Below are 25,609 nucleotides of genomic sequence, written 5' to 3' on the forward strand. Positions count from 1 at the left end.
CCTGGTGCAGCTTACTTTCCCCGACGCCGGTTTAGCAAGGGAAAACGCCTGCGCGCCCATGGCAAATAAAACCGGCCCGGGCAGCTCAATAAGCGGAGGATGATCCCAAATGGCGAGGCCCAAGTCGGGCGTTCACACACCTCACCACACATCGCGCGAATCGCGCAAATCGCGCAATTGCGGCCCCGCTGACGGCGCAGTAAAGCCGGTCGGATCAACCCCGCGAGGGCGTCCTGTGCGGCGCCGGGGCGGCCGCCGCGCGCAGGCGCAACACCGCCGAGAGCTGGGCCTGCCGGTTTTCCGGCTCCGCTTCACGGGAGGTCTGTTCCGCGCAGTAGGCGAACAGGTCGTCCAGTTCGCTGGATTTGTCGAACACCGCGTCGGCGCCCAGGTCCGCGGCGCGGCGGCGGATTTCTTCCGTGGCGTAATTGGTGAGCACCACGACCTTCTGGTAGGGCTCGCGCTTGCGGCAGCCCGCCAGCACGCCCAGACCGTTGCCCTCTTTGAGGAAGAGGTCGACGATGGCCAGGTGCCACTCGCCATCGTGCGAACTCAGCCACTGGCAGGCCTCGGCCTGGGTGGCTCCATGGCCCGTGACCTGGACAGAGGCGATCTCCTGGAGCGCCTCCATCAGGTTTTCCAGGACGATCTCGTTGTCTTCGACCAGATAAGTAATCAGTGCCATGAAACCCACTTTAGGCTGCGGCCGGGCAAACGCTGCCGTCCGTTGGCGCGCGTCCGGGTAGGACAGGGCACTGCTGCCGGCCACGCCGCCGGCAAGGTTAAAGGGCGCTAAAACCGCTCGTGCGGCGCCAGATAGCGCCACTGCCCCACCGGCAAATGCCCCAGATTGACCCGGCCAATGCGCACGCGCTTGAGCCCGGTCACAAACAACCCCACCTGCTCACACATGCGGCGGATCTGGCGCTTTTTGCCCTCCTTGAGCACAAAACGCAGCTGTTCGGGGTTTTGCCAGGAGACCTGCGCGGGCCGCAGCGCCTGGCCGTCCAGGCTCAGGCCGTGGTTCAGCAGGGCCAGTTTCTCGGGCGGGAACAAGGCCTGCACATTGGTGGTTTCGTCCCCTTTTTCAGTTCTGTAACTGACGCGCACCAGGTACTCTTTTTCAATCTCGGAGTCTTCGCCTATCAGCTGGCGCGCGATACGGCCATCCTGCGTCAGCACCAGCAGGCCTATGGAGTCGATGTCCAGGCGCCCCGCCGGCGCCAGGCCGCGCAGCTGTTCATGGCCCCAGCGCATGCGGCTGTTGCATTCGCGCCAGCGGTTTTGCGGCTGCACCAGCGCCACGGCCGGTTCATGGCCGTCCTCGGCCTGGCCGCTGACATAACCCACCGGCTTGTTGATCAGGATGGTGACCTGCAAGCGCTGCTGCTGCTCGGCCTGGCGGTCAACCTCGATGCGCGCGTCCACGGCCACGGGCTGGCCCATCACGGCCGGCGCGCCGTTCACGCGCACCCAGCCGCGCGCGATCCAGTCGTCGGCCTCGCGGCGCGAGCACAGGCCCAGTTCGGCCATGCGCTTGTTCAGCCGCACGGTGGCCGGGGGTGCGCCCGGCACAGCGGGCGCTTTGGGAATGCGAACGGCGGCGCCCACGGGTTTGGGGCCTGCGCCGGGTTTGAGGGGGTCTTGCATGGACTGTGTACTTTAGGGGCCGGCCTGGGCGGCCAGATCACCTCTTATTGTCCCACTCAGCCCATCAGCCCACCCAGAGCCGGTAACCCACCGCGGTTTCCGTCAGCAGGTGTTTGGGCTGGGCCGGGTCGGCCTCGAGCTTCTGGCGCAAATGGCCCATGTAGATGCGCAAATAGTGGTTCTGCCCCGCATGCGAAGGGCCCCAGACCTCGCGCAGCAGCTGCCGGTGCGTCAGCACCCGGCCGGCATGGCTGACCAGCACTGTGAGCAGGCGGTATTCGATGGGTGTGAGATGTACTTCCGCGCCGGCGCGGCGCACCAGGCGCGCCTGGCGGTCCACCTGCACGTCGCCGAAGCTGAACAGCGGCTCCTCGGGCGTGCCGTCGGTGCCGGCGCCGCGCGGTCGGCGCAGGTTGGCGCGCACCCGGGCCAGCAGTTCGCCCACGCCAAAGGGTTTGGTCAGGTAGTCGTCGGCGCCGGCATCCAGCGCGGCGATCTTGTCGGCCTCGTCGGTACGCGCCGAAAGCACCACGATGGGCACGGCCGACCAGCCGCGCACGTCGCGAATCACCTCCAGGCCGTCGCCGTCGGGCAGGCCCAGGTCCAGCACCAGCAGGTCGGGCTTGCGCGTGCCGGCCTCGGTCAGCCCGCGCTGGGCGGTGTCGGCCTCAAAGACCTGCCAGCCTTCAGCCTCCAGCGCCGCGCGCACAAAACGGCGTATCTGCGGCTCGTCTTCAATGACGACGGCGACGGGTGCGGGATGGGACATGGCTAAGGAAAAAGGAGATCAGGCGGTTTCGGGCAGGCCCTGGGGCGGCGGGCGCCGCGGCAGGGTGATGCTGAATTCTGCACCACCGCCGGCCGCCTGCGGCAGGCTCGCGGCCGTGATCTGCCCGCGGTGCGCCTGCACCACCGCCTGGCAAATCGCCAGGCCCAGGCCCACGCCCGGCGTGGCCGACTCGGCCTCGCCCCGCGTGAATTTTTCAAACAGCTCCTGCTCGCGCCCCTTGAGCGCGGCGGGCAGTCCGGGCCCGTGGTCGCGCACCGTCAACAGCAAGGCCGTGTCCGTCACCTCTGCGCGAACCTCTATGGGCGGCTGGCCATACTTGGCGGCGTTTTCCAGCAGGTTGACCAGCACGCGCTCCATCAGCGCCGCGTCAAATTCCACCAGCGGCAGGTCGGTCGGCAGCGACGTCACCACGGCCCGGCCGGCCAGCGCGTGTTGTGCCTGGCGTATTGCCGAGCCGACGATTTCCTCGACCGACTGCCAGTCGCTGCGCAGGTTGACCGCGCCGCTTTGCAGCCTCGCCATGTCCAGCAGGTTGTTGACCAGCGCGCTCAGGTGGCGTGCCTCGCCGGCGATCGCGCGCGCCGCCTGCGATTGCTCGTCGCTGAGCGGCGGCGCGGTGCGCTGCAGCGAATCGGCCAGGCCTATCAGCGCCGTCAGCGGCGTGCGCACGTCGTGGGAGATCGCCGCGAGCAGCATGTTGCGCAGTTTTTCCGACTCCATCTGCACCACCGCCTGCTGGGCCACGTCCACGTAATGCACACGCTCCAGCGCGATCGCGACCTGGCGCGCCAGGGTCTCGAGCTGCTGCACCTGCTCGGGAATCAGCAGCCAGCGCGCTTGCGCGGGCTTGACGGCCAGCACGCCGCGCACCCGCATAGGCGCCTTCAGCGGCAGGTAGTGCCAGGCCTGGGCCGACAGGGTGGCGGTGGCCAGCCCGGCCGGCTGCTCGTTGCGAAACACCCAGTCGGCCACGCTGGCGTCAAAGTCGGCCGGCGGCTTCACGGGCGGCAGCAGCTGGTCGTGGCCGTCGGTCGCCAGCACCAGCGCCTGGCCGCCGAAGTTGCGCTGTGCGGCCGCTTCGCCGAGTTCCACGACCTGCTCGCTCAGCAAGGCCGCCGACAAGTCGCGCGTGAGTTCGAACAGCGACTGCGCGCGACGCTCGCGGCTGGCCGCGATGCGCGCCTGGAAACGCAGGCCCGCCGTGAGCTGGCCGGTCAGCAGGCCCACCACCAGCATCACGCCGAAGGTCACCAGGTACTGCACGTCGCTGACGGCAAAAGACAGGCGCGGCGCGACAAAGAAGTAATCAAAAGCCGCAACGTTCAGGAAGGCGGCCAGCGCCGCCGGCCCGCGCCCGAACTTCAGCGCCACCAGCACCGTGCCCAGCAGGAAAAGCATCACGATGTTGGCCAGGTCAAAAAAATTCAGCAAGGGGTGGGCCAGAACGGTGATAACCGCGCTGGCGGCCGCGGCCCAGCCATAACCGGCCAGCTTGCCGCGCCAGGCCGCGGCTTCATCTTCCTCGGCCGAACGCTGCACCGCACGCGCCAGCCGCCGCGCGCTGTCGGCGTGGCCCACCTCCACAATGTCCAGCGTGGGCGCCAGCATGGCCAGCCGGCGCGTCATGCTGGGGCCGCTCCACAGCGCGCGCCAGCCCGGCAGCTGCGGCCGCCCCACCACCAGCGTGGCGCAATTGAGCTGCTGCGCCTGCGCCACCAGCGCCGCGGCCGCATCGCCGCCCGTCAGCACCGCCGTGGCCGCGCCCAACTCTTCGGCCAGCTGGATCACGGCCAGGATGCGGTCGCGGCTGGCGACCTCCAGCAGCTGCAGGCGCGGCGTTTCCACATACGCCGCATGCCAGCGCACATTGAGCTGGCCGGCCAGCCGCGCGGCCGTGCGCACCGTCTGCTCCGCGCCCTCGCGCGGGCCTATGCAGGCCAGGATGGCGCCTTCGGTGTTCCAGACCGGGGTGATGGATTTTTCGACGCGGTAGCTGCGCACGTCGTCTTCCACATGCTCGGCCGTGCGCCTGAGCGCAATCTCGCGCAGCGCGATCAAATTGCCCTTGCGGAAAAAATTCTGCGCCGCGCGCTCGGCCTGCTGCGGCATGTAGACCTTGCCGGCCTTGAGCCGCGCCATCAGTTCGTCGGGCGTGACGTCGACCAAAATGATTTCATCGGCGCCGTCCAGCACCGTGTCCGGCACGGTTTCATGCACGCGTATGCCGGTGATGGCGCCCACCGTGCCATTGAGGCTTTCCAGGTGCTGTACATTGACGGCCGACCAGACATCGATGCCGGCCTCCAGCAGCTCATGCACGTCCTGCCAGCGCTTGGCGTGGCGCGAGCCCTCCACATTGCTGTGCGCGAGCTCGTCGACCAGCAGCACCGCCGGCTTGCGCGCCAGCGCCGCGTCCAGGTCGAACTCCTTGAGCGTACGCCCGCGGTAGGCCACTTCGCGCAAAGGCAGCTGTTCCAGCCCGGCCAGCAGCTCCAGGGTTTCGCTGCGGCCATGGGTTTCCACCACGCCGACCAGCACATCGCGGCCGGCCTTGCGCTCGCGCTGCGCGGCGCTGAGCATGGCGTAGGTCTTGCCCACACCGGCGCTGGCGCCGAAGTAAATGCGCAGCCGTCCCCGGCGCGCTTTTTCCTCCTCGCCGCGCAGGCGGTCCAGGAGCTCGTCGGGGTCGGGGCGGGAGTCGGGGAAGCTGGCCATGATCAGTGCCTCATGGTATCGGCTTAACGCAAAGCCTCCAGCGCCAGGTTCAGCCGCAGCACATTAACCTGGGGCTCGCCCAGAACGGCCAGCAAAGGCTGCCCGGTGTGCTGCGCGACCAGGGCCTGGACTTTTTCGACCGGCAGATTGCGCGCCTTGGCCACGCGGGCCACCTGGTAAAGCGCCGCGGCGGGACTGATGTGCGGGTCCAGCCCGCTGGCCGAGGCCGTGACCAGGTCCACCGGCACAGGGGCGGTATTGCCGGGGTCGACCGCCTTGAGCGCCGCCACGCGGCCCTTGACGGCATCGACCAGCGCGGGATTGAGCGGCCCCTGGTTGGCACCGCTGGAAGCCGCGGCGTTGTAGGGCATGGGGCCGGTGGCCGAGGGGCGGCCCCAGAAGTGGCCGGGATCGCTGAAGTTTTGCCCAATGAGGCTGGAGCCGACCGGCTTGCCGTCGCGAACCATCAGGCTGCCGCCGGCCTGCGCCGGGAACAGCGACTGCGCGGCGCCTGTCACCACCAGCGGATAGGCCACGCCGGTCACCAGAGTCAGCACGGCGAACAGCACCAGTGCGGGACGAAGAATGTTTTTCATGGGTTTTCCTTAAACAAGGTTCATGGCCACGAGCAGCAGATCAATCGCCTTGATGCCGATAAAGGGCACGACCAGGCCGCCCAGGCCGTAGATCAACAGGTTGCGGCGCAGCAAGGTGGCGGCGCCCACGGCGCGGTATTTCACGCCTTTGAGCGCCAGCGGGATCAAAAACATGATGACCAGTGCGTTGAAAATCACTGCCGACAGGATGGCCGTCGAGGGGCTGCCCAGGCGCATCACATTGAGCGCGGCCAGCTGCGGGTAGGTGCTCACAAAAATCGCCGGGATGATGGCGAAATACTTGGCCACGTCGTTGGCAATCGAAAACGTGGTCAGCGAGCCGCGCGTCATCAGCAAGGCCTTGCCGGTTTCCACGATCTCCAGCAGCTTGGTGGGATTGGAGTCCAGGTCCACCATATTGCCGGCCTCCTTGGCGGCCTGGGTGCCGCTGTTCATGGCCACCGCCACGTCGGCCTGGGCCAGGGCCGGCGCGTCGTTGGTGCCGTCGCCTGTCATCGCCACCAGCCGGCCTTCGGCCTGGTACCCGCGTATCAGTTTCAACTTGTCTTCGGGTGTTGCCTCGGCAAGGAAGTCGTCGACACCGGCCTCGGCGGCGATCGCGGCGGCCGTGAGCTTGTTGTCGCCGGTGATCATCACCGTCTTGATGCCCATGCGGCGCAGCTCGCCGAAGCGCTCCTTGATGCCGGCCTTGACGATGTCCTTGAGCTCCACGATGCCCAGCACCACGGCGCCATCGGCCACTGCCAGCGGCGTGCTGCCGCGGCGCGCCACTTCGTCCGCCGCGCGCATCACCTCGGCCGGCACGTTGCCACCCAGCGCCTCCACATGCTTGCGTATCGCGTCGACCGCGCCCTTGCGCAGCTGGCGCGTGCTGCCGTCGGGGCGTTGCACGTCCATGCCGCTCATGCGTGTCTGGGCGGTGAAGGGAACCTCGTGGCTCTCTCCCACAAGCGACTCACTGGCGCCCATGCGCTGAGCCAAAGCCACAATGCTGCGGCCCTCGGGTGTTTCATCGGCCATGGAGGCCTGCATCGCGGCAGTGGCCAGTTTGGCACCGGTCATGCCGGGCGCCGGCAAAAAACTCGATGCCTGGCGGTTGCCGTGGGTGATGGTGCCGGTCTTGTCCAGCAGCAGCACGTCCACGTCCCCGGCGGCTTCCACCGCGCGGCCCGAGGTGGCGATCACATTGGCCTGCATCATGCGGCTCATGCCGGCCACGCCCACGGCCGACAGCAGGCCGCCTATGGTGGTCGGGATCAGGCAGACCAGCAGGGCCACCAGCGCGGTGATGCTGACCACCGTACCCGCACCGGCGGCTTGCACGCTGAACACCGAGTAGGGCAGCAGCGTGACCGTGACCACCAGGAAGACGATGGTCAGCGCCACCAGCAGGATGGTGAGCGCGATCTCGTTGGGCGTCTTCTGGCGTTTGGCGCCCTCGACCATGCTGATCATGCGGTCCAGGAAAGACTCGCCGGGGTTGACCACGATGCGCACCACCAGCCAGTCCGACAGCACACGCGTGCCGCCGGTCACGGCCGAGAAGTCGCCGCCCGACTCGCGCACCACAGGCGCCGATTCGCCAGTGATGGCGCTCTCATCGACCGAGGCCACACCCTCGATGACCTCGCCGTCCAGCGGAATCATGTCTCCGGCTTCGACCAGCACCACCGCGCCCTTGCGCAGGTTCTCGGCCTGTTCGGGCAACCAGGCGGTGCCATGGAAAACCTTGCTGTTGGCTTCCTTGAACTTCTTGGCCCAGGTGCTTTTTTTCAGGCTGCGCAGCGAGGCGGCCTGCGCCTTGCTGCGGCCTTCGGCCAGCGCCTCGGCGAAGTTGGCAAACAGCACGGTGAACCACAGCCAGATCGCCACGGCAAAGATAAAGCCTGCCGGCGCCTCGCCCTGCCCCTGCAAGGCCTGCAGGCCCAGCAAGGTGGTGAAGATGCTGCCGATGTACACGACAAACATCACGGGGTTGCGCCACTGCACGCGCGGGTTCAGCTTGCTGAAGGAGGCCGCGATGGCTGGTTTGAGCAGCGCGGGGTCCAGCAGCACAAAAGGTTTTTGGGTGTTCATATCGATTTCTCTTTCGCGGCGGTTCAGTGCGCGGGCCAGAGCATCAAATGCTCGACCACCGGGCCCAGCGCCAGGGCCGGCACGTAATTGAGCAAGCCCACCAGCAGCACGGTGCCTATCAGCAGCAACACGAACAGCGGGCCGTGCGTGGGCATGGTGCCGGCCGTGACCGGCAGGCGTTTCTTGGCGGCCAGCGCGCCGGCAATCGCCAGCACCGGCACGATGACGCCGAAGCGGCCCAGCCACATCACCATGCCCAGCAGCGTGTTGTAGAAGGGCGTGTTGGCCGACAGGCCGGCGAAGGCGCTACCGTTGTTGTTGCCGGCCGAGGTCAGCGCATAGAGGATTTCAGAAAAGCCATGCGCACCCGGGTTGGCGATGCCGGCCTTGCCGGCGCCGGCCAATACCGCGATGGCCGTGCCGGCCAGAACCAGGATGGGCGTGACCAGGATGGTGATCGAGGTCAGCTTCATCTCGTGCGACTCGATTTTCTTGCCCAGGTACTCGGGCGTGCGGCCAATCATGAGGCCGGCGATAAACACCGCGAGGATGGCAAAAATCAGCATGCCGTAAAGCCCGGTGCCGACGCCGCCGAACACCACCTCGCCCAGCTGCATCATCACCATGGGCACCATGCCGCCCAGCGGCGTGAAGGAGTCGTGCATGGCATTGACCGCGCCGCACGATGCCGCCGTGGTGATGACCGCGAACAGGCTGGAGGCATTGATGCCGAAGCGGGTTTCCTTGCCTTCCATATTGCCGCCGGCCTGCAGCGCGCTGGCCGCCTGGTCCACGCCCAGGGGCGGCAACAGCGGGTTGCCCGCCTGTTCGGCCGGCGTGATGGCCACCACGGCAACCACAAAGATCAGCGTCATCGCGGCCAGCACGGCCCAGCCCTGGCGCGTATCGCCCACCGCGCGGCCAAAGGCAAAACACAGGGCCGCGGGAATCAGGAAGATGGACAGCATCTGGAAAAAATTACTCAGCGCCGTCGGGTTCTCATACGGGTGGGCCGAGTTGGCGTTGAAGAAACCGCCGCCATTGGTGCCCAGCATCTTGATGGCCTCCTGCGAGGCGACCGGGCCCATGGCCAGGGTCTGCGTGCCGGTTTTGGCGTCTTCCATGACGGGATTGCCCTTGTCGTCTTTCAGGGCCTGGCCGTCAGGGCCGTTTTTCGGCTGCTGGTAGCTGGTGACTTCGAGCGTGCTGACGTCCTTGTAAGCGTCAAAATTCTGGATCACCCCTTGGCCCACGAGGAAAATCGCAAACACCAGCGACAGCGGCAGCAGCAGCCAGGCCGTGACGCGCGTGATGTCCACCCAGAAGTTGCCGATGGCGCCGGTCGCACGCGCGGCAAAGCCGCGGAACAGCGCAAAGACCACGGCAATGCCGGTGGCGGCCGAGAAAAAGTTCTGCACAGCCAGCGCCAGCATCTGCGTGAGGTAGCTCATGGTCGACTCACCGGCATAGCCCTGCCAATTGGTGTTGGACACAAAACTGACGGCGGTGTTAAAGGCCGAGTCGGGCGAGACGGCGGCCATGCCGGCCGGATTCAGCGGCAACCAGACCTGCAGGCGCTGCAGGGCATAAACGGCGACCACGCCCAGCGCATTAAAGGCCAGCAAAGCCAGCGCGTAGTGCGACCATTTCATGTTCGTATCGGCCGAGGTGCCGGCCAGGCGGTACAGCGGCGCTTCCACCCGATGCATCCAGCCGGGCAACCGGCCCGCATACAGGCGCTCCAGCCACAGGCCCAGCGGCCAGGCGGTGGCCAGCAGCGCAATCAAAAAGAGAGCCAGCAGGCCCCAGCTTGAGGCGTTCATCAAAACTCCTCGGCGCAGATCAGCGCATAAACGAGGTAAGTGAGCAGCAGGATGGCGCAGACGCCGCCAAAGCCGTACAAAACGTCCAGGGGGATCATGAGCGGCTCCCTTCGGGCTTTTCGAGCTTCTCAAAGCCCCAGACCAGCAGGACCGTCACACCCCAAAGGGCGGCGGCGCCAACCATAAACGCAAGATCCATGATCTTTCTCCAACGAATAACGATGGAGAAAGTGTCGGAGCCAGCGTGTAAAAACGGGGATGAAAGACGGGCGGCCGGTATAAAGAAAGCGTAAAAACCGGCCGCAATACCGCGCCGGTGCCTGGGGCCTGTAGCCGTTTACCCCGCAAGCCAGCGGATTGCGCTGCCAATCACCATATAAAGGCCTATGGCCAGCAAGCCCGCAAAGAACAGGCGCTTGAAGGTTTTTTCATCGAGCCGGCCTCGCAGCACCTGGCCCACCGCCATCCCCAGCAAGGCCGCGGGCAAGGCCACCAGCCAGCCCCAGCCACCGGGCAGGGCAGCGGCCGAGAACGCGCCTTCAAGCACGAGGCGCCCAAAAAGCGCGACGGTGGAAACCGTGAAAGACAGCCCCAGCGCCTGTACAAGTTCATCCTTCCTGAGAGCCAGAGCCTGCAGGTAAGGCACCGCCGGAAACACAAACACACCGGTGGCCGAAGTGATGGCGCCGGTGATGAGTCCTATGGCGCCGGATAAAAAGTGCTCACCGTGACGCGGCACAGCCAGCGGAACGGCCACCAGCCCCAGCACCGCATAGGCCATCAAGGCCGCCCCCAGGCCCGCCGAGGCCGCATTGGCATTGAGGGTGACCAGGCTCACGGGCGCCCACAGCGTTCCGGCGACCACGCCCAGTTGCAGCGGCCAGAGGCGCCTGAGCAGCCGGCCCAGCGCAGCACCGTCCCACATCTGCCAGGCATTCGTCAGAAACGAAGGCAGTATCAGTATCACCGCCGCCTGCGCGGGCGGCATCACGCCGGCCAGCAGGCCCATGGACAGCGTCGGCAGGCCCAGGCCGACCACGCCCTTGACCAGCCCGGCCAGCAAAAATACGGCGGCGACGATGGCGACCAGCAGGGTATCGTGCCCCATGTCCGCGAAGTTGTGCAAGTTCATGAAACCGATTCTGCGCAGAGGCGTGTCCCGCGCTCAAGCGGTAATATGCGCTGGCAGCCTTCGCTTTTGCCGAAGGCTCAACAGGTTCCCACACCGCCATGCCCGCAATGCCCGCCAACATTCGCTTTGACTTGGTCGACCTCCGGCTGTTTCTGCACGTGGTCGACACCGGCAGCATCACGGCCGGCAGCAAACTCTCGCACCTGGCGCTGGCCTCGGCCAGCGCGCGCATACGCGGCATGGAGGACGCCCTGGGCGTGCCGCTGCTCGAACGCCTGCGCGGCGGCGTCAAGCCCACCAAGGCGGGCCTGGCCGTAGCCCACCATGCGCGCCTGGTGCTGCAGCAGATAGAGCGCATGCACGGCGAGATCGCCGACTATGCGGGCGGCCTGGCGGGCCGAGTGCGCCTGCTGTCCAACACCGCCGCCATCACCGACTACCTGCCGCAGGCGCTCGCGGCCTTCCTCAACACCCATCCCGGCATTGATGTGGACCTCGAAGAGCGCCCCAGCCACCTGATCGTCTCGCAGCTGCTGGCCCAGGCGGCCGAGCTCGGCATCGTGGCCGACTCCGCCGATGTCTCCAGCCTTGAATCCCGGCCTTTCCGGCGCGACCAGCTGGTACTCATCGCGCCACGATCCGCCGGCTTCGGCCGGCTGCGCCAGGTCGCGTTCGCACAAGCCCTGGCCCATGATTTTGTGGGCCTGGGTGAAGACAGCGCGCTGCAGCAGCACCTGGTGCTGCAGGCCGAACGCCTGGGGCTGCGCATGCGCACGCGCATACGGCTGCGCAGCTTTGAGGCCGTGTGCCGCATGGTGGAGGCCGGTGTCGGCTTGGCCGTGGTGCCGGCCGTCGCGGCCGAGCGCCATGCGGGCGCGGGCAAACTGCGCATGCTCAAACTCACCGACGCCTGGGCCGACCGGCAACTGCTGATTTGCGCGCGCCGCTTCGACCAGTTGTCGCTGCCGGCGACCAAGCTGGTGGAGGCGCTGTGCGCACCCCATAAGGAATAAAGTCATGCCCATGAACACCCAAGCCGACCCCCACACCATCACCAGCCTGCCGCAACTCGAGGCGCTGTTCGGCGCCGTCGGCGAAGCCTCCTTCAAAAAAGAGGTGGACTATTTGCACCCGGCTTACCAGGCGCTGATCCAGGCCTCGCCTTTCGCGGTGCTCGCCACTTCGGGGCCTGGCGGGCTGGACGCCTCGCCGCGCGGAGACCCGCCGGGCTTTGTCGCCATCCAGGACGACAAGACCCTGCTGCTGCCCGAGCGCCGCGGCAACAACCGCATCGACAGCCTGCGCAACCTGCTGGTCGACTCTCGGGTGGCCTTGCTGTTCCTGGTGCCCGGCGTCGGCGAGACGCTGCGCGTGAACGGCCGTGCCCGCATCACGGTCGCGCCCGAGATGCTGCAGCGCTTTGCCATGGAAGGCAAGCCGCCCCATTGCGTGCTGGTGATCAGCGTGGAATCGGTGTTCTTCCAGTGCGCGCGGGCCCTGCAGCGCTCAAAGCTCTGGCAGGCCGCGCCGCCAAGCCGGCCCGATGTGCCCACACCGGGCGCCATGCTGCAGGCGCTGACGGCCGCCGCCATAGACGGCGAAAAGTACGACCGCGAGCTGCCGGCGCGGCAACAGTCCACACTCTACTGATGGCACACACCACCCCCGAATCCATGGACCTGCTGGCCCGCTCCTGGCGGCGCTGCACCAGCGCGCTCGTGCCGCGCACCATCACCGGCAGCGTGTTTGACCAGCTGCTGGCGCGCTATTCAGAGCCGCACCGCCGGTACCACACGCTGCAGCACCTCGCGGAATGCCTCGCGCATGTCGAGGCGGTCCGCCACCTGGCCGAACAACCGGGCGAAGTCGAGTTCGCGCTGTGGTTCCATGACGGTATTTACGACACGCAGCGCCATGACAACGAACGGCAAAGCGCCGACTGGGCACGCGCCGTGCTGCAGGGCCATGGCGCGGTGCCGGCCGCCGTGCAGCGGATCGACGAATTGATCATGGCCACCTGCCACAGCGCGCTGCCGGTAACGCCCGATGCGCAGCTGCTGGTGGATATCGACCTGTCCATCCTGGGCGCCTTGCCCCCGCGTTTTGCCGAATACGAAGAACAGATACGGCAGGAATACGCTTTTGTGCCCGAGGACCTCTTTCGCCAGAAACGCGGCGAAATTCTTCGCGCCTTCCTCGCCCGGCCAGTGATTTACAGCACGCCGCATTTCCAGGCCGCGCTGGAAGCACGCGCACGGGGCAACCTGCGCCTGGCCATCGCCGGTATCACCGGCTAGCTCACCGGCCAGGGCTTACCTGCCAGGGTTGGTGCGCGCGGCCAGGCCCTCGTCCTTGCCCGCGAACACGCTGGAGCGCAGCGCCTCCAGGTCCAGCACGCGCAGGCCACCGTATTCGATGCGGATAAAACCCTGGTCCTGCAGGGCGCTGAGCGCCTCGTTCACGCGCTGGCGCGACAGGCCCACCAGGTAGGCCATCTCCTGCTGCGTGATGCGCAGCATCTGGCCCACTCCCGGGTAGAGCACCGGATTGAACAGCGCGGCCAGGCTGCGCGCCACGCGGATGTCGGGATTGTTCATGCGGTCGATTTCGCGCGCGGCGATGAACTGGCCCAGGCGCTCGTTGAGCTGGTTCATCACAAAGCGGTTGAAACCAATGGAATGGTCCAGCAGCCAGTGGAAGGTGTCTATCGGCAAACCGGCCACCACACTTTTGCGCAGCGCCTGGATGTTGTAACGGTAGGGCTCGCGCTTGAGCGCCGTGCCTTCGCCAAACCAGCCGCCGGGCGGCAGACCGGCAAATGTCATGGTCATGCCCTGGGCGTTGTCGCTGCTCATCTTGAGCAGGCCTTCCACCACGCCGAACCAGTAGGTCACCGGCCTGCCGACACGGCAGACATAGTCGCCCGGCGCGGCGTCGCCGACCTGCAGCACCGCCACCGCGCGTGCGCGCTCATCCGGCAGCAGCAGGGGCAGCCAGGGAATGCCGCGCAGCTCGTCCGGCGTGGGCGCCCTGCGGCGCAGGTGAAGGGGTGACTCGGTGGCCATGCTCGCAATGTTCAAGCAAGAAAGAGGGTGGGTAGATCAGGGAAAGCCCGGGCGGGCGCAACCCTTGGATTGTCGTTGGGCAGACAGTTGGCCGCGCCTCCAAAGCATAGCATCGGCCTCGCGTAGACAGGCCGCCAAGAGCCCACCGCAATCCCATCACGACCAGGAGACACCCGCCATGACAAGCCTTTTCACCGCCTCGAAAGCCGGCTTACCGCCGCCCGCTGATCACCTGACACGCCGCCGCATGCTGGGCGCGCTCGCGGCCATTCCCGCCGCCCTCTACGGTCCCGCGCGCGCGCAAGACAGCAGCCCGGTCCGCATCGCGCAATCCATCGCGCTGAGCGGCCCGCTGGGCGAGCTGGGCCAGGCCATGCACCAGAGCGCCAAGGCCTGCTTTGCCGGCATCAACGCCAGGGGCGGCGTGAACGGCCGGCCCATAGAGCTCACGGCGGCCGACGACGGCTACGACGTCAAGCGCGCGCTGGGCAACGTCAAGGGCTTTATCGACGACAAAAGCACATTCGCGCTCTTCAACTGCATGGGCACGCCCATGATCGAGGCCATGCTGCCGCAGGTGATCGACTCGGGCATGCCGTTTTTCGCGCCGTTTTCGGGCGCGCTGTCGGCACGGCCGGCCAACGCGCGCAATGTCTTTAACATACGCGCCAGCTACGCCGACGAGGCCGAGCAGCTGGTGCAGCACCTGGCCACCATCGGCATACGGCGCATCGCCATCGTCTACCAGAACAACTCCTTCGGCAAGGAAGTCTTCGACGCCACCCAGCGCTCCATGGCCAAGCACAAGCTGGAGGCGACCGCGACGGTCACCGTGGAAAACAACGCCTCGGACGCCGGCCCCGCGGCCGAAAAAATCGCGGCCTCCAACCCCGAAGCCGTGCTGGTGGGCCTGGCCGGCAAGCCGACCATCGATTTCGTGAAAGCCATACGCGCGCAGCGCAAGGGGCTGTCGCTGTATGCGCTGTCCATCATGGGCGCGGCCGCCACGCTCAAGGCCATGGGCGAGGACGCCACCGGCATCGCGGTCTCGCAGGTGGTGCCGCTGCCGGGCAACACCGTGGTGCCCATGGTGCGTGAATTCCAGCAGGCCTGGAAGGCCGCCGGCGTGGCGCTGGAGCCTTCGCACCTGGCGCTGGAGGGCTATATCAATGCCCGCGTGTTCGCCGAGGCGCTGCGCCGCGCCGGCAAAAACCCGACGCGCGCCGCCTTCATCGACAGCACCTGGAATTTGAAGCGCTACGACCTGGGCGGCTTTGAAGTGAGCTTCAGCGATTCGGCCCGCAACGCCTCGCGCTTCGTGGAACTGACCATGGTTTCGCGCGACGGGCGCTTTATCCGATAAACCGGCCGGACCCCGGGGACACCCCAGTAGGACTTACCCGGAAATTGTCGTCGCAATGACACCATAGCGTCAAAGCCGGTCCTACTATTCGCCCCATACCAGCGGTTTTCCTGAAAAACCGCGCACAACGGAGACAAGAAGCGAATGCAGACCACGTTCCCACGATTGCTGCTCAAACATGCGGCCGAACGCCCCGGCGCCCCGGCCATGCGCGAAAAAGAGTACGGCATCTGGCAGGCGCACAGCTGGGCCGGCATGGCGCAGCTGGTGGAGCACATTGCCTGCGGCCTGCACCAGCTGGGCCTGCAGCGCGGCGAGCACATGGTCATCATCGGCGCCAACCGGCCGCGCCTCTATGCCACCATGCTGGCCGCGCAGGCGCTGGGCGCCATACCGATTCCGCTGTACCAGGACGCGGTGGGCGCCGAATGCATTTTCCCGATCAACAACGCCGACGTGCGTTTCGCGCTGGTGGAAGACCAGGAGCAGGTCGACAAGCTGCTGGAAATACGCGGCCAGTGCCCGCAGCTGGCGCACATTGTTTACGACGACCCGCGCGGCCTGCGCAACTATGCAGAGGACGGCCTGCAGTCGCTGGACGCGCTGCTGGACGCGGGCCGCGGTTTTGTGGCCGGCCAGCCGGGCTTCTTCAAGGCCGAGGTCGAGAAAGCCCGCCCCGACGACGTGGCCGCGATGTTTTTCACCTCGGGCACCACGGGCAATCCCAAGGGCGTGGTTCACACCCACAACACCTTGCTGGACCGCGCCAAGGCGGGTGCCGATTTCGACAGGCTGACCTCCAACGAGGAAGTGCTGGCCTACCTGCCGCCGGCCTGGATAGGCCAGAACATCTTCAGCTACGCCCAGTGGCTGGCCTGCGGCTATGTGGTCAACTGCCCCGAAAGCGCGAGCACGGTGACGATTGACCTGAAAGAAGTCGGCCCGACCTATTACTTCGCGCCGCCGCGCATTTTTGAAGGCCTGCTGACCACGGTGATGATCCGCATGGAAGACGCCGGCCGCATCAAGCGCGGCATGTTCCATTACTTCATGGGCGTGGCCAAACGCGCCGGCCCCGCGCTGATGGACGGCAAGCCCGTGGGCGCGCTGGACCGCGTGCTGTACGCGCTGGGCGGCCTACTGGTCTACGGCCCGCTGCGCAACACCCTGGGCTTTTCGCGCGTGCGTGTGGCCTACACCGCCGGCGAGGCGATTGGCCCCGACCTCTTTACCTTTTACCGTTCCATAGGCATCAACCTCAAGCAGCTCTACGGCTCGACCGAGACCGCGGTGTTCGTCTGCCTGCAGCCCGACAACCAGGCGCGCGCCGACACCGTGGGCGTGCCCATCCAGGGTGTGCAGATCAAGGTGGCCGAGAACGGCGAGATCCTGGTGAAGTCGGCCGGGCTGCTCAGGGAATACTATAAAAACCCCACGGCCACCGCCGAGGTGCTGAGCGCCGACGGCTGGTACCACACCAGCGATGCCGGCTTCCTGGACGCCAGCGGCCACCTCAAGATCATCGACCGCGTGAAAGACGTGGGCCGCATCAAGGGCGGAGCCAACGACGGCGCCATGTTCGCGCCCAAGTATGTGGAAAACAAGCTCAAGTTCTTCCCCCACATCAAGGAAGCCGTGGCCTACGGCGACGGCCGCGAAAAATGCTGCGTGATGATCAACATCGACTTCGATGCCGTCGGCAACTGGGCCGAGCGCCGCAACCTGCCCTATGCCGGCTACACCGACCTGGCGCAAAAACCCGAGGTCTACCAGCTCATCAAGGAATGCGTGGAGAAGGTCAACGCCGACCTCAGCGTGGACGCCCTGCTGGCCGGCTCGCAGATCAGCCGCTTCCTGGTGCTGCACAAGGAACTCGATGCCGACGACGGCGAGCTCACGCGCACCAACAAGGTCCGGCGCGGTTTTATCGCCGAGAAATACCAGCCGCTGATTGACGCCCTTTACGGCGGCAAGACCGAGCAGTTCATTGAAACCGTGGTGAAGTTTGAAGACGGCCGCAGCGGCAGCGTAAGCGCCACGCTCAAGATCAGCGACACCCAGACCTTTGCACCCGTGAAGGCGGCAGCATGAGCAAGAAAATCGGCGACGTCATCCTGGACGTCAAAAATATCTCCCTCAGCTTCGGCGGCGTGAAGGCGCTGTCGGACATCTCCTTCAATGTGAAGGAGCATGAAATACGCGCCATCATCGGCCCCAACGGCGCCGGCAAAAGCTCCATGCTCAACTGCATCAACGGCGTGTATGCGCCGCAGCAGGGCTCCATCACCTTTCGCGGCCAGACCTTCAAGCACATGAACAGCCACCAGGTGGCCGTGATGGGCGTGGCGCGCACCTTCCAGAACCTGGCGCTGTTCAAGGGCATGAGCGTGCTCGACAACATCATGTCGGGCCGCAACCTCAAGATCAAAAGCAACCTGCTGCTGCAGGCCCTGCGCATAGGCCCGGCCGAAAAAGAAGAAATCATGCACCGCGAGGCGGTCGAAAAAATCATCGACTTCCTGGAAATCCAGGCCTACCGCAAGACGCCCGTAGGGCAGCTGCCCTACGGCCTGCAAAAACGCGTGGACCTGGGCCGCGCCCTGGCCATGGAGCCGCAGGTGCTGCTGCTCGACGAACCCATGGCCGGCATGAACGTCGAGGAAAAACAGGACATGTGCCGATTTGTGCTCGACGTCAACGACGAGTTCGGCACCACCGTGGTCCTGATCGAGCACGACATGGGCGTGGTCATGGACATCTCCGACCGCGTGGTCGTGCTCGACTACGGCAAAAAAATCGGCGACGGCACCCCTGACGAAGTCCGCAACAACGAAGACGTGATCCGGGCCTACCTCGGAACCAGCCACTGACATGTACAACAAAACTCAGACCACTTTAGATCGCCCCGTCTTTTCCAGCGGCCGCAGCGGAACTGGCTTTGCCAGGCCGCAAGCGGCGTCCCCCGGAGGGGGAGAGGCCGCTACGCGAAGCGAGTCGGCAACAGGGGGGAACCCAAAATGCTAGGTTCGTTCCTGGAAACCATCATCGGCGGCCTGATGTCGGGCATGCTGTACTCGCTGGTCGCGCTGGGCTTTGTGCTGATCTACAAGGCCTCGGGCGTCTTTAACTTCGCACAGGGCGCCATGGTGCTGTTCGCGGCGCTGGCCATGGCGCGCTTTTCCGAATGGATTCCGCAGTGGACCGGCCTGGACAGCAAGTTCATCAACAACGCGCTGGCCTTCGCGGCCGCGCTGGCCATCATGGTGGTGATCGCCTGGCTGATCGAAAAACTGGTGCTCGGCAAACTCGTGAACCAGGAAGGCGTCGCGCTGCTGATGGCGACCCTGGGCATCTCGTATTTCCTGGACGGCTTCGGCCAGACCATCTTCGGCTCCAGCATCTACAAGATCGACGTGGGCATGCCCAAGGACCCGATCTTCCTGCTCGAAAGCGTGTTCCAGGGCGGCCTGCTGGTGAACCAGGAAGACCTGGTCGCCGCGCTGATCGCCACCGCCCTGGTGGCGGCGCTGGCCGCCTTCTTCCAGTACACCGGCACCGGCCGCGCGCTGCGCGCCGTGGCCGACGACCACCAGGCCGCGCAATCCATAGGCATACCGCTGAACCGCATCTGGGTCATCGTCTGGAGCGTCGCGGGTTTTGTGGCCCTGGTGTCCGGCGTGATCTGGGGCAGCAAGCTGGGCGTGCAGTTTTCGCTGTCGGTGCTGGCGCTCAAGGCCCTGCCGCTGGTGATCCTGGGCGGCCTGACCTCGGTGCCCGGCGCGATTGTGGGCGGCCTGATCCTGGGCGTGGGCGAAAAACTCGCCGAAGTGTTTATCGGACCCTACGTCGGTGGCGGTATCGAGATCTGGTTTGCCTATGTCCTCGCGCTGTGTGTCCTTCTGGTCAGGCCACAAGGATTGTTTGGCGAGAAGATCATTGACCGTATTTAAAGCCGCTACTACCTAAAGAAAAACCATGTTCTACAGAGAAAACGGCCAGTTCAAAACCAGCTACCGGTCCGACCAGCAGATTTTCCCCATCCTGCAGGACCGCATCGCCATAGGCCTGCTGCTGGCCTTTGCCTTTGTCGCCGTGCCCCTGCTGGCCAGCGACTATTTGTTCCGCGCCATCCTGATTCCTTTCCTGGTCTTTTCGCTGGCGGCGGTCGGGGTCAACATCCTGGTCGGCTACTGCGGGCAGATCTCGCTGGGCTCGGGCGCCTTTATGGCGGTGGGCGCTTACGGCGCCTACAACTTCTTTGTACGCATCCCCGGCATGCCGCTGATTCCGGCGCTGATTCTGGGCGGCCTGTGCGCCATGCTGTTCGGCATCCTGTTCGGGCTGCCCAGCCTGCGCGTCAAGGGCCTGTACCTGGCGGTGACCACGCTGGCCGCGCAGTTCTTCAGCGACTGGATGTTCCTGCGCATCAAGTGGTTCACCATGGACACGCCCTCGGGTTCGGTGTCGGTGTCCAACCTGCAGGTCTTCGGCCTGCCGATTGAAAGCGCCGTCAGCAAATACCTGTTCTGCCTGGCCATCGTGGTGGTGATCACCCTGCTGGCCAAAAACCTGGTGCGCAGCGCCATAGGCCGCGAGTGGATGGCGATTCGCGACATGGACGTGGCCGCCGCGGTCATCGGCATACGCCCCATGTACGCCAAGCTCAGCGCCTTCGCGATCAGCTCTTTCATCATCGGCATCGCCGGCGGACTCTGGGCTTTTATCTACCTGGGCGCCTGGGAGCCCGCCGCCTTCTCGGTGGACTATTCCTTCCGCCTGCTGTTCATGGTGATCATCGGCGGCATGGGCGCCATCATGGGCAGCTTCTTCGGCGCCGCCTTTATCGTGGTGCTGCCGATTGTGCTGAGCCAACTGCTGCCGGTGCTGGCCGGCTGGCTGGGCATCTCGATTTCCACCGCGGGTGTCTCGCACGCGGAACTGATGATTTTCGGCGGGCTGATTGTGTGGTTTTTGATTGTCGAGCCGCACGGGCTGGCCAAGCTGTGGGCCGTGGGCAAGCAGAAATTGCGGCTATGGCCATTTCCTCATTAAGGCCTTCCGGTGCGCCGGCCCTAGGGTTAAGGATTACTCGAAATCACCAATGCGCAATGGATGGTTAGGTCGTTTACTGAGGTGCCCCTTTTTTCACGGTGTTTATAAATTTTCCAGGAGACAACAATGAAGATTCGTAATGTGATGTTGGCGGTGGCAATCCTCGCCACCGGCGCTTCGTCCCTTGTGACGACCAGCGCATTCGCCCAGGCCAAGGAGCAGTTCTTTCCGGTGCTGTCCTACCGCACCGGGCCTTACGCGCCCAACGGCGTGCCCTGGGCCAACGGCTATGTGGACTACCTCAAGCTGGTCAACGCGCGCGGCGGCATCAACGGCGTGAAGATCTCGTTCGAGGAATGCGAAACCGGCTACGACACCGCGCGCAGCGTGGAATGCTATGAGCGCCTGAAGGGCAAGAACGGCGGCGCCACCCTGGTGCAGCCGCTGTCCACCGGCGCCACCTTCGCCATCACCGAAAAAGCCCCGATCGACAAGATCCCGGTGGTGACCGTGGGCTACGGCCGCAGCGAAAGCGCGGACGGCTCCATCTTCAAGTGGAACTTCCCGATCGCCGGCACCTACTGGGTCGCCGCCGACGCCATCCTCCAGGCCATCGCCAAGAAGGAAGGCGGCTTCGACAAGCTCAAGGGCAAGCGCATCGCGCTGGTCTACCACGACTCCCCCTTCGGCAAGGAGCCGATTCCGCTGATGCAGGAGCGCGCCGCCATGCACGGCTTCACGCTGCAGCTGCTGCCCGTGACCGCGCCCGGCGTGGAGCAGAAAGCCACCTGGCTGCAGATCCGCCAGTCGCGCCCCGACTACGTGGCGCTGTGGGGCTGGGGCATCATGAACACCACGGCCATCAAGGAAGCGCAAGCCACCGGCTACCCGCGCGAGAAGATGTACGGCGTGTGGTGGGCCGGCGCCGAGCCTGATGTGAAAGACGTGGCCGAAGGCGCCAAGGGCTACAACGCCGTGACCATGCAGCACGGCGCAGAGCCCAACTCCAAGCTGGCCAAGGACATGCTGACCCTGGTGCACGGCAAGGGCCAGGGCACGGGCCCGAAAGAAGAAGTCGGCCAGGTGCTCTACATGCGCGGTGCCATGAGCGCCATGCTGGGCGTGGAAGGCCTGCGCGCCGCGCAGGAGCGCTTCGGCAAGGGAAAAATCATGACGGGTGAACAGGTCCGCTGGGGCCTGGAAAACCTGAACCTGACCCAGGCCAAGCTGGACGCGCTGGGTTTTGCCGGCGTGATGCGGCCCATCAGCACCTCCTGCACCGACCACATGGGCTCGGCCTGGGCGCGCATCCACACCTGGGACGGCAAGGAGTGGAAGTTCACCTCCGACTGGCTGCAGGCCGACGAACAGGTGATCAAGCCCCTGGTCAAGGCCACGGCCGCCAAGTACGCGACCGAGAAAAAACTGACGGCGCGCACACCGGCCGATTGCCAATCCTGATAGTGGCTTGACCACCCCTCCCGCCGCGGCGGGAGGCGGCGGCTCCCCGGAGCCGTCAATTGAAAGGGCCGGTGGCACGGCTTTTTCAATTGGCTTCACCGACACGGACACACAACAATGAGTGACTCACCCGACATCGTTCTCAACGTCAACGGCATCGAGGTTATCTACAACCACGTGATCCTGGTGCTCAAGGGCGTCTCGCTGCAGGTCCCGCAGGGCCGCATCGTGGCCATCCTGGGCGGCAACGGCGCGGGCAAGACCACCACGCTGCGCGCGATCTCCAACCTGCTCAAGGGCGAGCGCGGCGAGGTCACCAAAGGCTCCATCGAGCTGCGCGGCGAGCGCATCGAAAACCTCTCGCCGGCCGACCTGGTCAAGCGCGGCGTGGTGCAGGTCATGGAAGGGCGGCACTGCTTTGCCCACCTGACCATCGAAGAAAACCTGCTGACCGGCGCCTACACGCGCGCCGGCAAGGCCGAAGTCGCGGCCAATCTCGAGAAGGTCTACAACTACTTTCCGCGCCTCAAAACCCGGCGCACCTCGCAGGCGGCCTACACGTCAGGCGGCGAGCAGCAGATGTGCGCCATAGGCCGCGCGCTGATGGCCACCCCCTCCATGGTGCTGCTGGACGAGCCCTCCATGGGCCTGGCGCCGCAAATCGTCGAGGAGGTCTTCAACATCGTGCAGGACCTGAACCAGAAAGAGAAGGTCACCTTTTTGCTGGCCGAGCAGAACACCAACATGGCGCTCAAGTACGCCGACTACGGCTACATCATGGAAAGCGGCCGCGTGGTGATGGACGGCGCGGCCGCCGACCTGGCCAACAACGAGGACGTGAAAGAGTTCTACCTCGGTGTGGGCGGCGGCGAACGCAAGAGCTTCAAGGATGTGAAAAGTTATAAACGCCGCAAACGCTGGCTTGCATAGGGCCCCCACGCTCCGCCGCTGCGCGGGTCGCTGCCCCCCGAGGGGGCGCTGCGCCTGCGGCCCGGCAAAGCCGGTTCCGCGGCCCCTGCTGGCTTGAAGTCTTTGCAGCGCACTGAGGTATTGACAGGATTTGGACGATATCGAATGACAACACATTACGACACCCTCGAACACCGGCCGCACGCAGAGCGCGAAGCCGCCCAGTTCGCCACGCTGCCGCAGCAGGTCGCGCACGCACAGTCCCACGCGCCGGCTTTTGCCGGCATCCTCAAAGGCGTGGACGCCTCGGCCGTCACTTCGCGCGCGGCGCTGGCGCGCCTGCCGGTCACGCGCAAGTACGAGCTGCTGGCGCTCCAGCAGGCCTCGCGCGAAGCGGGCGGCGATCCTTTTGGCGGCTTCAGCGCGCTGCGTTATGGCGCCGCCATGCCGCGCGTCTTCGCCAGCCCCGGCACGATTTACGAGCCCGACAGCACACGCAAGGACTACTGGCGCATGGCGCGGGCGCTGCACGCCGCGGGCTTCAGGGCCGGGCAGCTGGTGCACAACTGCTTCAGCTACCACTTCGTGCCGGCCGGCACCATGATGGAAAGCGGCGCCCATGCGCTGGGCTGCACCGTCTTCCCCGGCGGCACCGGCCAGACCGAGCAGCAGGTGCAGGCCATGGCCGAGCTCAAGCCCGTCGGTTATGTCGGCACGCCCAGCTTCCTCAAAATCATTGTCGACAAGGCCGCCGAGATGAAAATCGGCCTGCCCAGCGTGACGCGCGCCATGGTCTCGGGCGAAGCCTGCCCGCCCAGCCTGCGCGACTGGTTCGCCGAGCACGGCATTGCCGCCTACCAGTGTTATGCCTCGGCCGACCTGGGCCTGATCGCCTATGAAACCGAGGCCCGCGAAGGCCTGGTGCTCGACGAAGGCGTGATTGTGGAAATCGTGCGCCCCGGCACCGGCGACCCGGTCGCCGAGGGCGAGGTCGGCGAGCTGGTCGTCACCACGCTCAACCCCGACTACCCGCTGATCCGCTTCGGCACCGGCGACCTGTCGGCCGTGCTGCCCGGCAGCTGCCCCACGGGCCGCAGCAACACCCGCATCAAGGGCTGGATGGGCCGGGCCGACCAGACCGTCAAGGTGCGCGGCATGTTTGTGCACCCCGGCCAGGTCGCCGACATCGCCAAACGCTTTCCCGAAGTGCTCAAGGCCAGGCTGGTGGTCAGCGGCGAAATGGCCAACGACAGCATGCACTTCCAGGCCGAGGCGGCGTCCGTCCCCGAGGGGCTGGACCAGCGCATAGCCGACGCCATACGCGACGTCACCAAGCTGCGCGGCACCGTGCAGCTGCTGGCGCCCGGCAGTCTCCCCAACGATGGCAAGGTTATTGAGGACGCACGAAGTTACAAGTGAAGCCCCCACGCTTTTCACTGCGCCTTCGGCTTCGTGTAATGCGCGAGGCCTTGCAGGCCGCGGCTCGCGAGACGCTTCGCCTCTGTCGCCCGTCCAAGCCTGCGCAGGCAGGCTTGGAGCCGCGGGCTCCAGCCCCTCGGGGGCGCTGCGCCTGCGGCCCCTGCTGGCCTGAACGCCCGAAACCAGGGCCGCTTTTAAGGCCAGAAAAGCCCCGCCATGAAGGGGATAGCCCTTACGTAGTTCCCGCGATGCTGGGGCGGTAAGGGGACCGTAAACTTGGCGCCTTCAGAATCAAGGAGACGCTCATGAAACGCCTGTTAGTCCTCGCCGCCGCCGCAACGGCCATGTTTGCCGCGCACGCGCAATCCGCCTTCCCCAGCTCCAAGCCCATCAGCCTGGTGGTGCCCTTCGCGGCCGGCGGCCCGACCGACCGCGTGGCCCGCGACCTGGCCGAAGCCATGCGCAAGGCCATGGGCGGCAACGCCAACTTCGTCGTTGAAAACGTCAACGGCGCCGGCGGCACCATAGGCGTCGCCAAGGTGGCACGCGCCGCCCCCGACGGCCACACCCTGCTCGTCCACCACATCGGCATGGCCGCCGCGCCCGCCCTGTACCGCAAGCTGCCGTACAAGATGCCCGACGATTTTGAGTACCTCGGCATGATCAACGAAGTGCCCATGACCATCATCGGCAAGCCGCAGTTGCCCGCCAACAACTACCGCGACTTCGAGAACTACATCCGCGCCAACTCCGGCAAGCTCAACATCGCCCACGCCGGCCTGGGTTCCGCATCGCACCTGTGCGGCCTGATGTGGCAATCGGCCATCAAGGCCAAGGACGCGATGACCACCATCCCCTTCGGCGGCACCGCGCCGGCCATGAATGCGCTGGTCGGCGGCCAGGTCGACATGATGTGCGACCAGACCACCAACACCACCGGCCAGATCGAAGCCGGCCGCGTCAAGGCCTTTGCCGTCACCACCGCCAAGCCGCTGAGCAACAACAAGCTGCTCAAAGACTACCCCACGCTGCAGGAAATGGGATTGAAGGGCTTTGACCTGACCATCTGGCACGGCCTCTATGCGCCCAAGGGCACGCCCCCGGCCGTGCTGGCCCAGCTCAACACCGCGCTGAAGGCCGCCCTGAAAGACCCCGACTTCATCAAGAAGCAGGAAGGCCTGGGCGCCGTCGTGGTGACCGACAAGCGCGTGGAGCCCGCGGCCCACAAGGCTTTTGTGATCGCCGAGATGAACAAGCTCAAGCCAGTGATCGAAGCCGCCGGCAAGTTTGCCGACTGATTGACTGTCTCGCTGACCAACGTCGCTTTCTGACTGCCAAGCCGCCCGGTTCACGCCGGGCGGCTTTTTCTTTTAAGGCGCCCGGGTTTAACCCCCTTGAAGCTCCGGCAGGTGCACGCTATCTTCATGCGACCCCCCGGCCGACTGCCGGCCATCCCCTGGAGACATTTCTTGAACAAACACCCATCCCTGCTTCGCGGCGCCACCTTCTTCGCCACCGCACTCACCGCCCTCAGCAC

The 25,609-nt window shown here is 65.8% G+C and carries 22 protein-coding genes; 12 read left to right on the plus strand and 10 right to left on the minus strand.

What is annotated here, in order from left to right; genetic code table 11:
- Positions 1–214: 214 nt before the first annotated feature.
- The 9 genes from ACEN8I_RS15925 to ACEN8I_RS15965 form a co-directional block, all read right to left on the minus strand.
- On the minus strand, positions 215–685 hold the full coding sequence (locus tag ACEN8I_RS15925) for a response regulator (protein ID WP_413329484.1): 471 nt from the start codon (positions 683–685) through the stop codon (positions 215–217).
- 107 nt (positions 686–792) lie between these two features.
- Positions 793–1,650, minus strand: coding sequence for a pseudouridine synthase (locus ACEN8I_RS15930; RefSeq protein WP_413329485.1), 858 nt, complete (start codon positions 1,648–1,650; stop codon positions 793–795).
- A 64-nt stretch (positions 1,651–1,714) separates the two neighbouring features.
- Entirely contained in the window at positions 1,715–2,419 is a 705-nt protein-coding gene (gene kdpE, locus ACEN8I_RS15935) for a two-component system response regulator KdpE (RefSeq protein WP_413329486.1), read from the minus strand.
- A gap of 18 nt (positions 2,420–2,437) precedes the next feature.
- Positions 2,438–5,155, minus strand: a complete 2,718-nt coding sequence (locus ACEN8I_RS15940; protein WP_413329487.1) for a DUF4118 domain-containing protein — start codon at positions 5,153–5,155, stop codon at positions 2,438–2,440.
- A gap of 23 nt (positions 5,156–5,178) precedes the next feature.
- On the minus strand, positions 5,179–5,751 hold the full coding sequence (gene kdpC, locus ACEN8I_RS15945) for a potassium-transporting ATPase subunit KdpC (RefSeq protein ID WP_413329488.1): 573 nt from the start codon (positions 5,749–5,751) through the stop codon (positions 5,179–5,181).
- A 9-nt stretch (positions 5,752–5,760) separates the two neighbouring features.
- A complete protein-coding gene (kdpB, locus tag ACEN8I_RS15950) occupies positions 5,761–7,848 on the minus strand; it encodes a potassium-transporting ATPase subunit KdpB (RefSeq protein WP_413329489.1) in 2,088 nt (695 codons plus the stop codon).
- A 23-nt stretch (positions 7,849–7,871) separates the two neighbouring features.
- On the minus strand, positions 7,872–9,671 hold the full coding sequence (kdpA, locus tag ACEN8I_RS15955) for a potassium-transporting ATPase subunit KdpA (RefSeq protein WP_413329490.1): 1,800 nt from the start codon (positions 9,669–9,671) through the stop codon (positions 7,872–7,874).
- A complete protein-coding gene (locus ACEN8I_RS15960; protein ID WP_413329491.1) occupies positions 9,671–9,769 on the minus strand; it encodes a potassium-transporting ATPase subunit F in 99 nt (32 codons plus the stop codon). The genes kdpA and ACEN8I_RS15960 overlap by 1 nt, the downstream gene beginning before the upstream one ends.
- Positions 9,770–10,008: 239 nt before the next feature.
- Positions 10,009–10,803: a sulfite exporter TauE/SafE family protein gene (locus tag ACEN8I_RS15965; RefSeq protein ID WP_413329492.1), complete on the minus strand. Its 795-nt coding sequence runs from the start codon at positions 10,801–10,803 to the stop codon at positions 10,009–10,011.
- Between the two features lie 119 nt (positions 10,804–10,922).
- Here ACEN8I_RS15965 and ACEN8I_RS15970 point away from each other — a divergent pair, with 119 nt between their 5' ends.
- From ACEN8I_RS15970 to ACEN8I_RS15980, 3 genes are read left to right on the plus strand one after another with little or no spacing between them, the layout of a single operon-like run.
- On the plus strand, positions 10,923–11,816 hold the full coding sequence (locus tag ACEN8I_RS15970; protein ID WP_413329536.1) for a LysR family transcriptional regulator: 894 nt from the start codon (positions 10,923–10,925) through the stop codon (positions 11,814–11,816).
- Positions 11,817–11,826: 10 nt separating this feature from the next.
- On the plus strand, positions 11,827–12,453 hold the full coding sequence (locus ACEN8I_RS15975; protein ID WP_413329537.1) for a pyridoxamine 5'-phosphate oxidase family protein: 627 nt from the start codon (positions 11,827–11,829) through the stop codon (positions 12,451–12,453).
- Positions 12,453–13,100 carry an N-methyl-D-aspartate receptor NMDAR2C subunit gene (locus tag ACEN8I_RS15980; RefSeq protein ID WP_413329493.1) on the plus strand — a complete coding sequence of 216 codons (648 nt, stop codon included), beginning with the start codon at positions 12,453–12,455 and terminating at the stop codon, positions 13,098–13,100. Before ACEN8I_RS15975 ends, ACEN8I_RS15980 begins: the two co-directional genes overlap by 1 nt.
- A 15-nt stretch (positions 13,101–13,115) precedes the next feature.
- Here ACEN8I_RS15980 and ACEN8I_RS15985 read toward each other — a convergent pair whose 3' ends face one another.
- The gene (locus ACEN8I_RS15985; RefSeq protein ID WP_413329494.1) at positions 13,116–13,868 is read right to left on the minus strand and encodes a Crp/Fnr family transcriptional regulator; all 753 of its coding nucleotides are present in this window, start codon (positions 13,866–13,868) and stop codon (positions 13,116–13,118) included.
- A gap of 178 nt (positions 13,869–14,046) precedes the next feature.
- Here ACEN8I_RS15985 and ACEN8I_RS15990 point away from each other — a divergent pair, with 178 nt between their 5' ends.
- The 9 genes from ACEN8I_RS15990 to ACEN8I_RS16030 all read left to right on the plus strand — a co-directional run bounded on the left by ACEN8I_RS15990 (position 14,047) and on the right by ACEN8I_RS16030 (position 25,370).
- Positions 14,047–15,231 (plus strand): ABC transporter substrate-binding protein, encoded by a 1,185-nt coding sequence (locus ACEN8I_RS15990; protein WP_413329495.1) that lies wholly within the window; start codon positions 14,047–14,049, stop codon positions 15,229–15,231.
- Between the two features lie 144 nt (positions 15,232–15,375).
- Positions 15,376–17,322 carry an AMP-dependent synthetase/ligase gene (locus ACEN8I_RS15995; protein ID WP_413329496.1) on the plus strand — a complete coding sequence of 649 codons (1,947 nt, stop codon included), beginning with the start codon at positions 15,376–15,378 and terminating at the stop codon, positions 17,320–17,322.
- Positions 17,319–18,101: an ABC transporter ATP-binding protein gene (locus ACEN8I_RS16000; RefSeq protein ID WP_074579355.1), complete on the plus strand. Its 783-nt coding sequence runs from the start codon at positions 17,319–17,321 to the stop codon at positions 18,099–18,101. The genes ACEN8I_RS15995 and ACEN8I_RS16000 overlap by 4 nt, the downstream gene beginning before the upstream one ends.
- 147 nt (positions 18,102–18,248) lie before the next feature.
- On the plus strand, positions 18,249–19,181 hold the full coding sequence (locus ACEN8I_RS16005; protein ID WP_413329497.1) for a branched-chain amino acid ABC transporter permease: 933 nt from the start codon (positions 18,249–18,251) through the stop codon (positions 19,179–19,181).
- A gap of 25 nt (positions 19,182–19,206) precedes the next feature.
- Positions 19,207–20,283, plus strand: a complete 1,077-nt coding sequence (locus ACEN8I_RS16010; protein ID WP_413329498.1) for a branched-chain amino acid ABC transporter permease — start codon at positions 19,207–19,209, stop codon at positions 20,281–20,283.
- A 126-nt stretch (positions 20,284–20,409) separates the two neighbouring features.
- Entirely contained in the window at positions 20,410–21,744 is a 1,335-nt protein-coding gene (locus ACEN8I_RS16015; RefSeq protein ID WP_413329499.1) for an ABC transporter substrate-binding protein, read from the plus strand.
- A gap of 117 nt (positions 21,745–21,861) precedes the next feature.
- The gene (locus tag ACEN8I_RS16020; RefSeq protein ID WP_413329500.1) at positions 21,862–22,674 is read left to right on the plus strand and encodes an ABC transporter ATP-binding protein; all 813 of its coding nucleotides are present in this window, start codon (positions 21,862–21,864) and stop codon (positions 22,672–22,674) included.
- A gap of 144 nt (positions 22,675–22,818) precedes the next feature.
- Entirely contained in the window at positions 22,819–24,072 is a 1,254-nt protein-coding gene (locus ACEN8I_RS16025) for a phenylacetate--CoA ligase family protein (protein ID WP_413329502.1), read from the plus strand.
- A 305-nt stretch (positions 24,073–24,377) separates the two neighbouring features.
- Entirely contained in the window at positions 24,378–25,370 is a 993-nt protein-coding gene (locus tag ACEN8I_RS16030; protein ID WP_413329503.1) for a tripartite tricarboxylate transporter substrate-binding protein, read from the plus strand.
- Positions 25,371–25,609: the final 239 nt, after the last annotated feature.

The organism is Polaromonas sp. CT11-55 (assembly GCF_047303325.1).
Classification (GTDB): domain Bacteria; phylum Pseudomonadota; class Gammaproteobacteria; order Burkholderiales; family Burkholderiaceae_C; genus Polaromonas.